This window comes from Tissierella pigra (assembly GCF_018917845.1).
Lineage (GTDB): Bacteria > Bacillota > Clostridia > Tissierellales > Tissierellaceae > Tissierella > Tissierella pigra.
The window spans coordinates 1-15725 of the sequence record NZ_JAHLPJ010000002.1; the positions used below are offsets into that span (position 1 = coordinate 1).

Genomic DNA, 15725 nt, shown 5'->3' on the forward strand with positions numbered 1-15725 from the left:
TAGAAAATAGGATTAACATAATAATTAAAATTAAAGTTGCCTGTTTCATGTATTCCCTCCATAAAATTTGAAGTGATTTGCTATTTCGCATTAATATACTGATGTACATTAAATAACAAACTATAATTATAATATTATTCAATTATAATATTTATTAATTTCTTTCCATATCCTTACTTGTTCTTAAATCCTTACCTTGATTACTTTTATCAGCCTTACTCTTAGCAGCTTCAATTTTTCCTCTTAGAGATTTCTCTGTATTCCTTCCTTCCATTACCTTTTCTTTTAATGTTTCTTTAATAATATCTTCTATTTTTTCTGCTATCTTTATATCCTTATCATATTCTTTAATAAGCTTTTCAGCAATAGCTTCAATATTTTTAGCTAGATACTCTCCGTCACTTTCTTCAATTTTATCAAAATAAGTAGCCTCTTTAATCTGCATATTTATTATTGTCCTTATTTCCTTATCATCCAATATATCAATATAATTGGATTGATTATTTTTATATAATAATTCCCCTATTTTTTCTTTATCATTAATATCTACTGCGATAATATTTTTCTGCTTTAGTTGATCTGAAACTTCCTTCATATTTTTTAATACTATTTTATTTAAATCCTTATCTACTCCATATATCCTTATATCTTGAATAAATGCATTTTTTATTTCCTGATGGCTATCTAATAAATAAAGATCATTTCCCCTATATCCAAAATCTATTAATTTTTCTTTTTTCCTATTTCCATTTATTTTTTCTCTGATTATTTTATTTAATTCATTTCTATCAAAATTATCAAATCTTTTCTTATCCTCAATCCAGATACCATAAGTAATTTTTTCATAAGTATTTGCTAAAGTATCTATTTTTACTTTTTCATTTCCCTTTATCATATAGACATTAATATTAGTCTGATTAAGCATCTTATCTGCATCATCTTTACTTATATAAAAAATATCATTTTTCTTATAACCAATATCATTTAACCTTTCTTTATTTAATCCATATAGATAATCATCAAGTTTTATTATGCTTTTTACTTTTAATCTTTCAGCATTTAATTTATTTTGGTGAATTGTAAAATCAAAATAATCCTTTATAAGATCCTTTGTGTCCTTTATTTCTCCATAATCTCTAATAATATCATTTTTATTATTTTTAAAACTTTCTACATCAAAAATAATCTTATTATCATTAACAAAAGTTACTTCTATTTTTTCTATTTCCTTTTCGTTAACCTTAATATCTTCCAGGGTTTTTTGATAATCTATTTCATAAATATTTCCTAATATCTTTCCTTCTTCTTTATGAGTTATTTCTACTGCATAGGTGGATACATCACTATTTTCATAGGACTTCCATGTAATATTAGCCTGGGTATCTTTAATATAGACTTGTTTCTGTTCAAATAACCAGGTACCCGCTTCTCTGGCCATAAAACAAAAATAATCATTTTCTTTGGAACTAGCCAAATCTAAAATATCATAAGTAATATCTGATTGATAATGGTCTACCTTTAGTTTAACAATAGACCTTAATGCTTCCAATAAATCTACATTTATTAGGGCCTTCAAATAGTTCACCACCTTTGTAAAATTATAATTTATTAATTATAAGTAATCTTAATTATTTAGTTTTAAAATTATTTAATTCTTATTGTTCGATTAACTACATTTTCTTTAATTCCTTTTCGACTATTATAATTGGTGCCAGCATAAATATTAACCCTATATACATATTAATCTGAACAAAAGTTTCACTCTCTATAGGCAATAATAGCCTAGTTAATAATACTAAGATTAATAATACCCAGCCCCATTTAAACCAAAGTTGACCCATTCTTTTATTTGCAAAATTCCATTTTTCTTGTGATGACATTGATCTTCTAGTTCTATATCCTAATATATAATTAATAGTCTTTGGTGGATGTCTATAAAACAAATATCCTAAAATTATCATCATTAATGGTATTATAATATCAAATAACCAATATAAATCATTCATCTTGTTTCTCCCCTTTTATAAACCTAGGTTTATATTTTATATCTATTTGTATAGCTATTAGGTTAAATTCTTGATTCGTTGCCTTTTTAATTATATAATTACTTAATTTCTCTCAATCTCTACATTTATTTCAGGCTTAATATCTTTATTCACCTTATCAGCCTTTTCTTTGGCCTCTTTAATTTTTTTACTTAATGGAAGTTTTTCTATATTTTCTTCCTTAATTCTATCTAAATCAACTTCTCCATCATAAAGACTTATCTTTAAGTTGTTTTCCCTATTTCTTTGTAGTAGTAATAATTCCTTCTCTACATTTGATATTAAATCATGGGCTGTCTTTTGTATAGTATCTAAGGATGATTTAAGCTGAGTTAATTCTTTATCCTTGCTCCAACCTCCAACATATCCAAAGCTATAGCTTGATGTATCTATTCCTAAAACATTAGATACAACATAGGCTATACTTTCAGCTTCTACTTCCCTAGTAGAACTATCCTTTTCTTTGTTTTTAATATCAGAATGAAGAATTGAATGGGCTATTTCATGTATTGTAGTTTTAATTATTTGTGCTTCCCCTAAACCTTCTTTAATAGCTATTCTTTTATTGACTGGATCACAATATCCATTGGCACTAGATTTTATATCCTCATATTCAATAGGAAATTCAGATACATTTTTGAGAACTAAAAATAAATCATCAAAACCTTTAACTTCCTCAGTAAGTTTTGTTGCTAATTCTGGTAAAGGCTCTCCATTGGTTTGAGATATATCAAATACATAAACTACTCTGAAATAATTTTGAGTTATTTCCTTTTGTTCTTTTTCCTTTGTACCATCATTATTTAATATAGGTTTTTTAGTTATAGAATCTATTTTATCAACTTCTACTATCTTTTTATAAGGAGCAGGAGCTAAAATAGCAATTCCTTTTTCCCCCTTACTTACAAATCTCTTAAAGTTATTTTTCCAAGAATTAAATCCGGCCACCTTTGTAGCATCTGGTTTTTGTAACAAAATCAGCCCTATATTATTAGAACTATAATTATGAAATTTACTCATAACATCTAAATAGTCTTTATATTTATCACTATTATATAAGTCTTTAATTCCTTCTTCTAATTGTTTAGTGAGTTCTTGAACCTTATCTTCTTTCATCCTAATCACCTCTATTAATTAGAAATCATGGCTTCTTCTTATCTTCTCTTATGTATTTATAAATAGTTGAAGTAGCCCATCCAGTTTTTTCACTTATTTCCCCAATAGAATATCTTCCTTTTTTATATAATCTTAAAACTTCTTTAACTTCTTTATCAGGCTTTCCAGGCCTTCCCCCTGCTCTACCTTCTGATTTAGCAGTTTCTATTCCTATCTTAGTTATTTCCTGTAATACACTTCTTTCCATATCACCTAAAATACACATAAGATAAAGAAAATATCTGCCTATATTTGTGGTAGTGTCTATATTATCTTTTATAACTATCAGATTTATTTTTTTAAGAGAAAAATATTCTGCCAGTTCTTGTAGTCCCTTTATTGTTTTTCCAAGCCTGTCTAACTCATAAACTACTAATGTATCCCCTGTTCTTAGTTTTTCAATTAGTTCATCTAATTTTGTATTTTTAGGATTCTTATTATATGAGTATTCTATATGGATTTCATCAACACCATAGCTTTCAAGTGCATCTATTTGAAAATCCATGTCATTTTCATCCATACTTTCCCTTACATATCCAAATTTCAAAATAGCACCACCTTTAATTTCACTTTATTTCCTTTACAAACTGTCTATCTTTTTTATTTCCAAAAATATCTGTCTCATCAAAGGATAAATATATATTGCCTCCATCTTCTTCTATTTTAAACTTTTTATTCAATTCTCTAAAAGCACTCTTAAATATTAAAACATCTTCTTCAACTTTCCATGTACCTTCCTTATCATAATAGTGAGTAGACTCATATTCTCCATTTTCTTTTAAGGTAAGAGTATCTCTATCTTTATCAATCCAAGTTCCTACAAGTATATTATCTTCTTTTTTACTACAAGCCATTACAGTAAATAGCTGAAGTGTTATGAGTAAAAAAATTAATAGCTTTTTCATGGTTTTCCCCCCAATTTAACTTTTCATTTCTCTTAATAAAGCCAATACCTCTGATATAGGCATATCTATTTCCTTTATTACACCTTTAATTTCTAAAACTTTGATTTCTTCAATTTCTTCCTCTAATTTTTTTATCTTCTCTTCATCTTTTTTAATTCGAGTCCTTAATTTTTCTATCTGTTCTTGTTTTGTTAATATCTTCTTCTCCATCTTTATCCTCCTATAAAAAATTTATTGGATTTATTAACTTTCCGTTTATTCTCACTTCTAAGTGTAGATGGGGACCTGTTGATCTTCCAGTATTACCTACCCTTCCTATATAATCTCCGCCTAATATAGGTTGCCCCTTTGTAACTTCAAGAGAGCTACAATGTGCGTATAGAGTAATCATTCCACCACCATGATCTATAATGATACAATTTCCATAGCCACCATTTACACCTGCAAAAATAACTACTCCATCTTGAACAGCATATATAGGACTTCTATCATTTCCTGCTATATCTAAACCACTATGAAACTTTCTTTCCTTAGTTATAGGATCTGTCCGATAGCCAAAATATGAACTAATATATCCCACTCCATTTGTAGGATGTATAAATTTACCACCATATTCTTCTATTTCTTCTGGTGTTAAGCTAGGCATACTAGGATAATAAAGTTCATTTGTTACTATTAAATCAGGATACATTTCTGTTAAGTCAGCCAAAGATAATGTTATAGCCCACTCCTTATTGGTTTCATCATAGTTTAAAGTATCAACAACATCTTCAATAGAAAAATTTATTAAATCTACTATTATTCTCTTTTTTTCTACTACAAAATCTACATACTCTTCAAGTTCTGAATCATAGTAAGATTCAACTTCTTCATAAATTTGAACTTCTGTATCTAAAGAATAAAACATTTCATATATATCTTTTGCAAGGGGCATATCCTTAAATCCAATATCCTGTTGAGTTTCCACAGCTACTATTGCTAACACATCCCTTAGCTGAACAAGTACCATATCATCATTTAAAATTAATACATCATCATAATAACTGTAATATCCTTGAATAGTAGAGTTTATTTCTTCATTCCAGGTATTAATATTATTTTGAAGTTCTTCTATAAATTCCACTTCTGCTATGGGATATGAGGCTATTGCTGTTGAAGTTGGAAAAATTGCAGTCACAGTAGATACAATTATTAATATTAAGGCCAAAGGAATCATTATGCTGATAATTCCCTTTAATACCATTGGATTAGATAGAATTTTAAAAAACTTATTAAATTCATAAGCTACCTTTTGTGTAGCCTTTTTTCCTATTTGATAAGTTCTTTTAGCTGTTTTTGCAGTAGCCTTTGTAGTACCATAAACACCTTTTACAACTCTAGTTCCTAGAACTGTAGCATCCTTAGTTTGAATAGCAGCTCTTATTCCTAAATCTTGATTTCCTTGTAATTCAAAATTAGTCACACTGGTTTTTATAAAGCCTTTTCTATCTATTAATACTCTTCCTGCTTGAATAGCTTTATCCTTGGTATTTACTACAGTTTGAATACCAAAATCATCACTATTTCCACCTTTAAAATTAATAATGGCATCTTTAGTTGACCTAGTTAGTGTAGATTTTAAATTAATATTATCTATTTTTTCTTTTTTTAAAAGATTAATAGCTTTTACACTTGTATATCTTCCTAAATTTGCACCTAGTTTTAAAGTTTTTTCACCAGATATAATTCCTGACTTTGATAAATTAATTGAAAAGTTTTCATCACCATCACCCATGTTTTCAGCAAATCTACTTCTTATATATCTATTTTCTAGGGTTCTTGTAGTAAGATTTTTTTCAATAATTCCATCAGGTCTTATGGTTCTTTCTTCATTCCTTCCTTCAAAATTACCTCTTCTTTTTTCTTTCTTTCCTCTATCCTTTAGAAGATTAGTACCATCTCTATCAATAAGTTTGGATATATTGTTATCTTCATGTCTATTCTCATAATAAATCATATCCTTTGACTTTAATTTTCTTAATATAAAGGAACCGGCCTTTCCTGTAGATATAAAATCTGTGTCATGTTTTCCGTGATTTTTCCCATAATTTGCTATATTTTCAGGAGTTGGTTGTGTATTTTCTTCATGTATTTTATAAGAGGGAATTTTACTATCTTTATTTCTATAGGAAGTTACCCTATCTATATTTGATTTTTCATTATTTAATAATGATTTGATTTTTTGCTCAGTAAAATTAATACTTTCAGAGGAATCAGTAGTATTTTTATTGCTATATCTACTTTCTCTATATCTTATATTTTCTGTATTACTTTTATCTTCAGAAATATTTAGTCTTATTTCTTCATTCAATGTATATTTTTTGGTATCTGATTCTCCATAAGACTTAACCCTATCTATTTCTTCTTTATTATAGTCTGGTTTTTGGCTTTTCTTTTCCTTATAATTATTTCTATAAGAAATTTCTTCGTTTTTATTGTATTTTATTTCATCATATTTTCCACTATGAATTTCTCTACTTTTATAGTTATTACTTTTTAATTCTCTACTAATATTTTCAGGTGTTTTTATAGTAACTTCTTTTCTATAATCATATCCTTCTTTAATATAGGTTTTCTCAATACCCTTTTTATCTTCTTTTATGACACTATCAATATTACCACCATAATTAGTGGTACTATTTTTAATTATATTATCCTTAGAAGAATTATAGGGCTTTTTCATAACTCTCATCCTTATCTAATCTTATTTCATCAGGTTTCGTAGTCATCATCCTATAAAGGTTCGTATTAGTTGGGAACTTGTCTATAAAAGGTATAATAGAATTCCCACTAAATAATAGTCCCTGCCCTTCATTTGCATTGGTAACATATCCTAGCTGTTCATTTGATATGTTTAAGAGTTGTGCTAATTCTAATCTATCAGTAGTTGCTTGATTCATCATTATTATAAAATCTGAGTTAGATAGCATTCTTCTTGCTAAATCTGAAATAAGAAGATCCTCAACATTTTGGGTAATTCCTGTTGGTATTGCACCCCATTTTCTTGCCCTTTTATATAGCTCAAATAAAAAATTCGCTGAATATTCATTTTGAAATAATAGATAAATCTCATCCATATAAATCCAAGTTCTTTTACCTATGGCTCTATTTTGAGTTATCCTATTCCAAATCTGGTCCAAAACAATTAACATTCCCATGGTTCTTAGTTGTTTTCCAAGGTCTCTTATATCAAAGCATACTAACCTATTGTTTATGTCGATATTTGTCGGCTTAGCAAAGACACCCAGGCTTCCCTTTACATATAATTCTAGAGATAAGGCTATGGCTTCTGCTTCCTGTTCAGGTTGTTTTTTTAATACCTCGTAAAAATCCACCAAAGTTGGTACTGGATATTTCTTAGGATTTGAAAAATGTGGTGCATACGTTAATCTTACAGCTCTATCTATTATGGTTTTTTCAGATGCAGTAATTCCATTTCTCCCACCTATTAATAATTCACAAAGAGATAGGATAAACTCAGCCTTAAGAGATAAGGGGTCTTCATCATCAGCATAATTCATTGTTATATCCAAAGGATTGATATTTACATTACTTGCCGAAGATACATTTATTACTTCTCCACCAAAACCTTCTACCAGATAGGAATATTCAGATTCTGGATCTATAATCATAACTTCATCATCCGTATTAAGTAAAACATTTACCATTTCTCTTTTCGCAGTAAAAGACTTACCACTTCCTGGGGTTCCTAAAATGAATCCATTGGCATTTTTTAAAGTCTTTCTATCAAAGAAGATTAAATTTCTTGATAAAGCATTAAGTCCATAGTACATTCCACCTTTTTGAAATAATTCCTGGGTAGTAAAAGGAATGAATATAGCTGTACTTGCAGTTGTTAATGTCCTTTGAATTTCTACAAAATTATGGCCTAAAAGAAGAGTTGAGTTTAATCCTTCTTCCTGTAAATAATCAAGATAACCTATTTTACAATTATTCTTCCTTGCAGTAGAAAGAATTTGATATACATTTTCATCTAATTCTTCATCTGAATTAGCCGAAGTAAATATTAAAATAGTTGCCTTAAACATCCTTTGATTTTTATTTTGTAAATCATCCAAAAGTTCCTCTGCTTCTGCAAGGGAATATTTTAATTCATAGGGAATCATATCAGAATCATAACCTGATTTTTGAGCTTTCTTTTGTTCATCTATTTTTTGTTGTTCCATAAAAGAAATCTTTTGCTTAACCAGATCAAAGGCCTTGTCCTGTTCCACACTATTAATATGAAGGGTTATAGTCATATTTACAGGAATATCTGATAGTTCAGAAAGTAGCTTGTCTGATAATTCAGGAGGTAAATCCTTTAAATACATAACTCTTCCTATTTTTTCCCCAAATTCAAAGGTAGATTTATTCCTAAAATCAAAACTATCTGGTGCTATAAAGTCCTTAGTTTTTAAATCTGATCTTACAAGATAATCATATTCAAAATTTAATTTATCCGTATCTTTATTTAAAATCCCATGGAGTATTTCAAGTCTTTGAATCCCTGATAATTCTTCTGTATCACATCCAAGAGATTTAAAATTATTTAATATATCCATTGAAAGTCTACTTAGCAAAGGTTTAGAGGCTTCATAATCTTTTGCCATAGTACCAAATGTTATATATTTTTCCCTAATTACACTATTGTGGCCTTCCCTACTTTTTTCATAAAGCATTACATTATACTCATCTCGAAAATCCTTTAAATTATCTTCCTTATTTTTAAGTAGCATCTGATCCCTAAAATCATCTCTGTTTATAACCCTATTATTTATAGTAATCTGGAAAGGAATACTAGCATCAAAATAATTAAGGAACTGACAATACTTAGAAAAAATATTCTCTTTTTCATCTCTTCTTGCAATTTGATAGTTTATATCTGAAAATTTAATTGTCTTAGTATAATATCCTTCTACAACTTCACAAATACCATCTTCAAACATTCTCTCAAATCTAATACTATCCTGAACAGATTTAGGAGACTTTCTTTTCTTTAGCTTCTTTTTTAATTCTTTGTTTTGCAACTTTGTATTGTTTTCTAGCTGTCTTAATCTTTCGCTTGATTTCTTTGCCCTTTCTTTTTGTGTCTTTTTTTCTGATTTCAAAGACTTTAGCTTCTCTTGTCTTTCCTTTTCTTCTTTTCCTTTTCCAAGTTTTTTTAGCACCAATTATTTCACCTTCCTTTCCTTCTATTTTTAATATACTTAACCCTGTTTTATAAATTCTCTTATTATTTCCAAGCTTTTGTCTTAAGATTATTACTATATATTTTTCAAAAGTAAAACCATCCTTTTTAAAGAATCCAAAGGCAAAAACAGGCATAGTAATTAAAATCACCACATAGCTGGCAACATCTTTTCCAAAAAACTTAAAGGACAAATAATAGGATAAAAAACCTATTAGTATTGCAAATATAAATGAAAATAGTTGCCTTATAGATAAACCAAAAAGTATCTTTTCCTTATATTCCGTTATTTCTTTAGGCACTCTAACTTCAAGGGAAATTTTAATCACCTCCTACATAGCATTGGTAATTGATTTAGACCATCTGCCTGTCATAAATAAAGATGCAACTAAAACTAAAGAATAGAGCATAGCTTCTAATAAAAGTGGTGTTAATTCTGTTCCTCCTACTGAAACAGCATTGGTTATAATAACATTGTACATTCCTAATACTATAAATATTATTACACCTTGAATTGATACAGCTGCAAAGGATTTTAAAAAGTTTTTTGCTACTCCTGATAGCTCAGTATTTGGTAATGTAGCCAAAGGTAAAGGAGCTATGGCCAAGTGAATATATATTTCAAACATTCTACCTATCATAATCACTTGAACAATAATTATGGAAAATTTATATATTATCCATATTATTAATACCTGTGCAGCTACTAAGGTTTGTTGAAGGATTTTTAACTCATCTATCTCATTTCTTATTGTTTGAAAATCTGGTGAACCTAATGAACCACTTCCACTAAAAATACTGCTAATACTGCCTATTATTTCTGTGGAGATAGCATATATTGCACTCATTATTAGAGGAGTCGAATCTATTACCAATTTTATCAACACAATTTTAAACATAGTTCTAAATACTATTTCAAATCCAAAATGGTTCATTCCCTCTGTTCTAATGGTAATATTATAAATTTCAAGCATAAATAACAAACCTAAAAGAATATAGGCAATAGGCATTACAGCATTATCCATAATGGACATTACTCCATTATATAGAGCTGAATTATATGTTTCAGGAGTTGCTAATAAATCCATCTTATTTATACCGGTAGATCCTACACCTGATAATATACTTTCTATCATATCCATTATAAAATCAGTAATAATAATCACCTCTTTCCTACATAGTAAATGGATAATTATGGAGCAACTACACTACTGAATAATGCAGCTGCTGCAATTATTAATCCCCCACCTACTATTTGCCATATACCAGATTGTAAGGCAGGTCCATTTTTATCCTTTAATCCTCCTGCTAAAACAACAGCTCCCCAAACTAGCCATAGGCCACCACCAATAATAGCAAATCTAGTTATTAAAGTTAAAACTTGATTTAATAAATCCATGAATATTCCCCTTTCTTTTTTAATTTAGATTTCTCCTATTATTTCTACTTCTTTTACATCTCTAAAAAAGTTTTCAGATTTTCTCATTAATGGATCCTTAATTCTATAAATATTTTTTTCATCATAATCTGATAATTCTTTATAGTTTTTGTGTTTTGTTATATCGTATTTTTTTGATAAGAATGGCTCTACCCCCCTTATACTTAAAATGCATTCATCTGTTTTTAACAAACCTACCTCTGATGATGTTATCAACTCCCTTCCAAGTACCTGTTCATTAATAGAAAAACTTCCCGTTTGACCTTTACTTTGATTGGTTGTCCTTAAATCTATGGTAGTCTTACCAATCATCTTAGATATATATTCCAAGGTTGATTGCTCTTTTCCACCTAAAAATAACAAAGTATCACAGTTACCAGTTATGGTTTCCCAGGTGTCCTTATATAAAGATTTAAGCTGAGCAACATTTTGCAAAATTACACTTACAGATACTTCTCTACTTCTCATGGTAGCTATATAGGTTTCAAAATTAGGAATCTGCCCTATATTTGCAAATTCATCTAGTAAAAATCTTACATGAAAAGGTAATCTTCCACCGTATTCCTTCTCTGCTTTTAAAAATAAGGTATCAAATAATTGCTGATACATTATTGCTGATATAAAATTAAAGGTTTTATCTGTATCTGGAAGAATTACAAATAAAGCTGTTTTCTCATCTCCTAAAGTATCCATTTCTAAGGTATCTTCTGATAAAAGTTCTGTAACTGCTGGAATATTAAAAGCTGATAGCCTAACTCCTACTGATACTAAAATACTCTTTGATGTTTTTCCTGCCCCTAACTTAAATAAATCGTATTGTTTAGAAGCAAAGTTATTTGGATTTTCTTCTTTTAGATCTTCAAATAATAAATCAAGGGGAGATTTAAAATCCTCATTATCTTCCCTTACTTCTGCCAGTCTTAAGAGTTCCATTACTGAACCAATATGCTTGTCCTCTTCTCTAGTTTCAAAAAGAATATATGAAAAAAGGGCTTGTAGAAGTGCTGTTTCCGCTTTCTCCCAGAAGTCCCCAGATGTCTTTGAATATGGTGAATTTGTATTAGTAATAAGGTTATTTACTAATTTTAAAACATCCTTTTCATCCCTTAAGTATGAAAAGAAATTATATTTATCACTTTTATCCATATCTATTAAATTGAAAATCTTTATCTTATACCCTGCATCCTCTAGCATTTTTCCTGTTTCTTTAATCAGTGAACCTTTAGGATCCGTAATTACATAAGAAGTATGTTTTTGCATTAAATTAGGTTTAACAAAAAACCTTGTTTTCCCAGAACCAGACCCTCCAATAACCAATACATTATTATTTCTTAAGGTATTCCTAGTATCTAAAGATAGGCCTTCAGTCTTTGTAAGGATGATATTTTTCTCTTCTATTTTATCAATAAAAGGTTTTATATCCTTTTCTGTTCCCCACTTAGCTGAACCATGTTCCGTTCCAACTAAATAATTATTCCTTCCAAAGGTATTATAAAGATAAATTAAAGATATTATCATAATTCCTATAATCCCTGAAATAATAGAATACTTATCTAAATAAATTTTAAAAAAGTTAGTTTTAATTTCATTAGGTAATTTGTCTATTGTTAGAAGTGTTTTTGATAGAAAATTTTCGTCAAGGTTTGAAAAACTCTGATAAAGACCTGCTGATCTATTGAAAATATAAAAGGCGAAAAAAGATATAATTAAACTAAAAATAAGTTTACTCCTATTACTTTTCATAATCTATCTCCCTTCAATATCACGAGTTAGACTTTTTTCTTTAATATCCTTATTTATCTCTTTTGATTTTTCCTTATATTTTAATATTATGTCTTTAATATTCATTTTTTTGTTTTGCGAAAATTCTTTTGATGTGTAATTCTTTAGGGCAAGTTCTATAGATGAAATGTCTTTGGCTTTGAAAAAAACCTTATAAGTGTCTTTTTGTGATAAGTCTTGTTTTATAGCATAATCTACCCCATATCTTTTTAATTCCTTCTCCATTCCCTTAAGATCTTTAGAATATAAAGGAATATCCTTAAGCTGTAGATTTTGTTTATTTAATTCTCTTAAACTCATTCTTCCCTTTAAGGAATTACTGGTAGAATTTAAATAATATTTCATAGCAGCTTCAATAATATTTAAAGTTCCCTGGACTCCAGTAACAGATATGTAAATAGATTTTTTGCTGAATTCATCAGAAAACATAATAGATCCCTCCTTGTATTTAACCTACAATTTATATATTTGTAAGATAATACTTCAATTTAAAATTTATCTAAATGATTTTTAGGCATCAACTTTTGATGAAATTAGCAATAATTTATTTTTTTTAAAAATATTTTTATTTATTTTATTTACATAAATATACCCATTAATATAAAATTTATTGACATAATTAAAAAATATTATATACTTATAATCAATAAATTAAATAATCTTATAATTAAGTAATTTTAGTGTCTTGAAATTATATTTTTAAATCACCAATTTTCAACACTTATTACCAATTACTTGCAATCAATAAATTAATAAAGTATATAATATATAAATTAAATAATATCAATTATAATAAATTAAGTAATTACAATTATTAGGCAAAAATTAAAAAAAGAATAGCCTTCCAAAAAGGAAGACTACTCTCAAATTAGCATATTGCTTATAAAGTGCATTAGTGATACACTTTATTTAATAAAAAATGTCCCCCGAGGATTTAAAAATATTGGCGTATTTTTAAATTCTTATAAAGGTAACCCTTAGCCCCGATACCTAAATAAGTGAGAACTTATCTTTTATTATAGTTTTATTTAGTTATATAACTATAATATCATATTAAGATAAAATTTCAAGCCTATTTAAGTATCTTTATATACTTAAATAGGCTATTTTTGTATATAGGCTAAGACAAAGGAAAAGGAGTGATCTTAGTAATGGAAAAATTCGTAAATTTATTAAAAGTTGAAGGAGTAAATTTTAAAGGTTTTGGAATTATACCAAAACTGATAATGTTTGATAGAAATATTTCTCTAGAGGCAAAAGCAATATATGCTTTCTTCGCCTCTCATGCCGGAAATGGGACAAGTTCTTTTCCAGGCAGGGATTATATCCTTGAAAGCTTAAAAATCTCAAAAAACGCCTATTATGTTCATTACAATCAGTTATTAGAGCATGGATATATTAAAGTGGAAAAAAATAAAACAGAAGATGGATACTTTGCTAAAAATGTTTATATTTTAGTTTCAAATCCACCTAATATTAGTGATGTTATTGATAATTTTAATATAACTAATGAAAGAGTACGATTTTCAGGAATTAAATCACTGGGCTATGGGATGATTCCAAAAGCTGTGCTTATGGATCAAAGACTTAGTGTTAAGGCAAAAGGTATATATGCTTATTTTGCATCTTATACAGGAAGTGGTAATTCATCATTTCCAAAGAAACAAAATATATTATTTCATTTAGGAATAAATGAAAGTACTTATTATGTTCACTATAGACAATTAATTGACTGTAATTATTTAACAACAAAACAAAGAAAAGTTAATGGAAGCTTTTCTGTAAATGATTACTTTTTAGTAGATAACCCAGATGAATTACTTGTAGAGGATAAGAAAAATAAAGAAACAGTTAAAGATGAAAATATAAAAGAAAACAGTAATCATAACTTAGAAACACCGAACCCTAAAAATAAGGACATGGATGAAATTGTTGCAAATACTGACTTGTTGTCGAACCCTAAAAATTGCGACATGGATAAAAATATAGAAATAAAAATACCGAACCCTAAATTCTGTGACATGGATGAAGAAGACACGGAGAATAAGGACATGGAGAATACGGACTCTAATAGTAACAGTTTTAATAGTAACAGTTTTAATATAATCATTCCTTCCTTCAATAAAAACAAGTATGAAGAAAATGAAGGAAAGAATGAAATAGAAATAACTACAGAAGAAATTGAAAAAGATATTAAAGAAAGTAATGGTATACCCTATAAATATGCTAAAGATGAAAATCTTATGAGAAAAACATTAAGACATTTAACTCAATATGAATACCATGAAGACATTTATCAAGAAGATACTCTAAAAAATATTTATAATACATCTATTGAGTGTCTAGTTGATATGCTTACAAATAGGGATTATACATATTACAAAGGTAGTAAATTAAGCTATTCAAAGATTCTTGATATGCTTAATAATATAATAGAGCCAGAAAATATACTTTCTTTAACTTATTTTATGGAATCTTTTGTCGAAAAATATATTCAGATATCAGAAGGGTATGAAATTTCATCTTATGAAAGTCATTTAAAGTCCTGTATGATTCAGTATTTTAAAGACTATAAAATTGAGTTTGCAGTAAATCTAAATAGGATAATAAAAGATATTTAAAAAAGTTTTATATTTTTAAAAATAAATAATTCTAAAAATGTAAAATTAAATAATCAAAATTATAAGTAATTAAGTTTTTAGAACTTTGTTTGAGGAGATGTTATATATGAATGAAAGTATTGAAGGTAGATTGTCTTTTGTAGATGAAACTAGAGCAGAAGAAACAATAAGATATTTACAAAATATAGGATTAGATCGAGATAAATATAGAGAAGATGATGTCAATTATTTAAGATTAGATGATATATTTATTATTGAATTCAAAGAAAAACCCTTTATTTTAAAAACATTAGAATATAGAGAGTTCTTTAAGAATGAAAACATTATCGATATAAATTATATCAATAAATATGGAATATCCTTTTATATAGCCTCAAAAGATGTTGGGGATGGAAATATATTTGTACCAATGAATAATATAAGCTGTATTCACACTATCCAGAAAAATCAAGTTAATGACTATGATTGTTCCGGTAAATAAGAATTTCAAGGTTAAATTTAAAATATTAGTTAATTAAACTTCTATAGTTATAAAATGCAATAATTTAT

15 protein-coding genes are annotated in these 15725 nt (G+C 27.7%); 2 read left to right on the top strand and 13 right to left on the bottom strand.

Translation table 11 applies throughout. From position 1 onward, the window contains the following. Positions 1-154: 154 nt before the first annotated feature. The 13 genes from KQI41_RS18560 to KQI41_RS18620 form a co-directional block, all read right to left on the bottom strand. A complete protein-coding gene (locus KQI41_RS18560) occupies positions 155-1576 on the bottom strand; it encodes a hypothetical protein (RefSeq protein WP_154440813.1) in 1422 nt (473 codons plus the stop codon). Positions 1577-1670: 94 nt separating this feature from the next. Next, the gene (locus KQI41_RS19235) at positions 1671-2006 is read right to left on the bottom strand and encodes an SdpI family protein (protein ID WP_154440812.1); all 336 of its coding nucleotides are present in this window, start codon (positions 2004-2006) and stop codon (positions 1671-1673) included. Positions 2007-2108: 102 nt separating this feature from the next. Then, positions 2109-3161, bottom strand: a complete 1053-nt coding sequence (locus KQI41_RS18570) for an ArdC-like ssDNA-binding domain-containing protein (RefSeq protein ID WP_216586007.1) — start codon at positions 3159-3161, stop codon at positions 2109-2111. A gap of 25 nt (positions 3162-3186) precedes the next feature. Beyond that, complete coding sequence (locus KQI41_RS18575; protein ID WP_216586008.1) at positions 3187-3747, bottom strand: recombinase family protein; 561 nt, start codon at positions 3745-3747, stop codon at positions 3187-3189. 19 nt (positions 3748-3766) lie between these two features. Continuing rightward, complete coding sequence (locus KQI41_RS18580; RefSeq protein ID WP_216586009.1) at positions 3767-4105, bottom strand: hypothetical protein; 339 nt, start codon at positions 4103-4105, stop codon at positions 3767-3769. Between the two features lie 15 nt (positions 4106-4120). Continuing rightward, positions 4121-4315: a hypothetical protein gene (locus KQI41_RS18585; protein WP_216586010.1), complete on the bottom strand. Its 195-nt coding sequence runs from the start codon at positions 4313-4315 to the stop codon at positions 4121-4123. 10 nt (positions 4316-4325) lie between these two features. Beyond that, positions 4326-6827, bottom strand: coding sequence for a M23 family metallopeptidase (locus KQI41_RS18590; RefSeq protein WP_216586011.1), 2502 nt, complete (start codon positions 6825-6827; stop codon positions 4326-4328). Next, positions 6811-9174, bottom strand: a complete 2364-nt coding sequence (locus KQI41_RS18595) for a VirB4-like conjugal transfer ATPase, CD1110 family (RefSeq protein ID WP_229768578.1) — start codon at positions 9172-9174, stop codon at positions 6811-6813. Before KQI41_RS18595 ends, KQI41_RS18590 begins: the two co-directional genes overlap by 17 nt. Then, a complete protein-coding gene (locus KQI41_RS18600; RefSeq protein ID WP_216586012.1) occupies positions 9125-9664 on the bottom strand; it encodes a PrgI family protein in 540 nt (179 codons plus the stop codon). The genes KQI41_RS18595 and KQI41_RS18600 overlap by 50 nt, the downstream gene beginning before the upstream one ends. Positions 9665-9667: 3 nt before the next feature. After that, positions 9668-10501, bottom strand: coding sequence for a VirB6/TrbL-like conjugal transfer protein, CD1112 family (locus KQI41_RS18605; RefSeq protein WP_216586013.1), 834 nt, complete (start codon positions 10499-10501; stop codon positions 9668-9670). Between the two features lie 26 nt (positions 10502-10527). Further along, positions 10528-10734, bottom strand: coding sequence for a hypothetical protein (locus tag KQI41_RS18610; protein WP_154440804.1), 207 nt, complete (start codon positions 10732-10734; stop codon positions 10528-10530). A gap of 24 nt (positions 10735-10758) precedes the next feature. After that, a complete protein-coding gene (locus KQI41_RS18615) occupies positions 10759-12516 on the bottom strand; it encodes a VirD4-like conjugal transfer protein, CD1115 family (protein WP_216586014.1) in 1758 nt (585 codons plus the stop codon). A gap of 3 nt (positions 12517-12519) precedes the next feature. After that, positions 12520-12984 (bottom strand): PcfB family protein, encoded by a 465-nt coding sequence (locus KQI41_RS18620; RefSeq protein ID WP_216586015.1) that lies wholly within the window; start codon positions 12982-12984, stop codon positions 12520-12522. Positions 12985-13706: 722 nt separating this feature from the next. Here KQI41_RS18620 and KQI41_RS18625 point away from each other — a divergent pair. Beyond that, a complete protein-coding gene (locus tag KQI41_RS18625) occupies positions 13707-15176 on the top strand; it encodes a helix-turn-helix domain-containing protein (protein ID WP_216586016.1) in 1470 nt (489 codons plus the stop codon). A gap of 106 nt (positions 15177-15282) precedes the next feature. Next, positions 15283-15657, top strand: a complete 375-nt coding sequence (locus KQI41_RS18630; protein WP_216586017.1) for a hypothetical protein — start codon at positions 15283-15285, stop codon at positions 15655-15657. Positions 15658-15725: the final 68 nt, after the last annotated feature.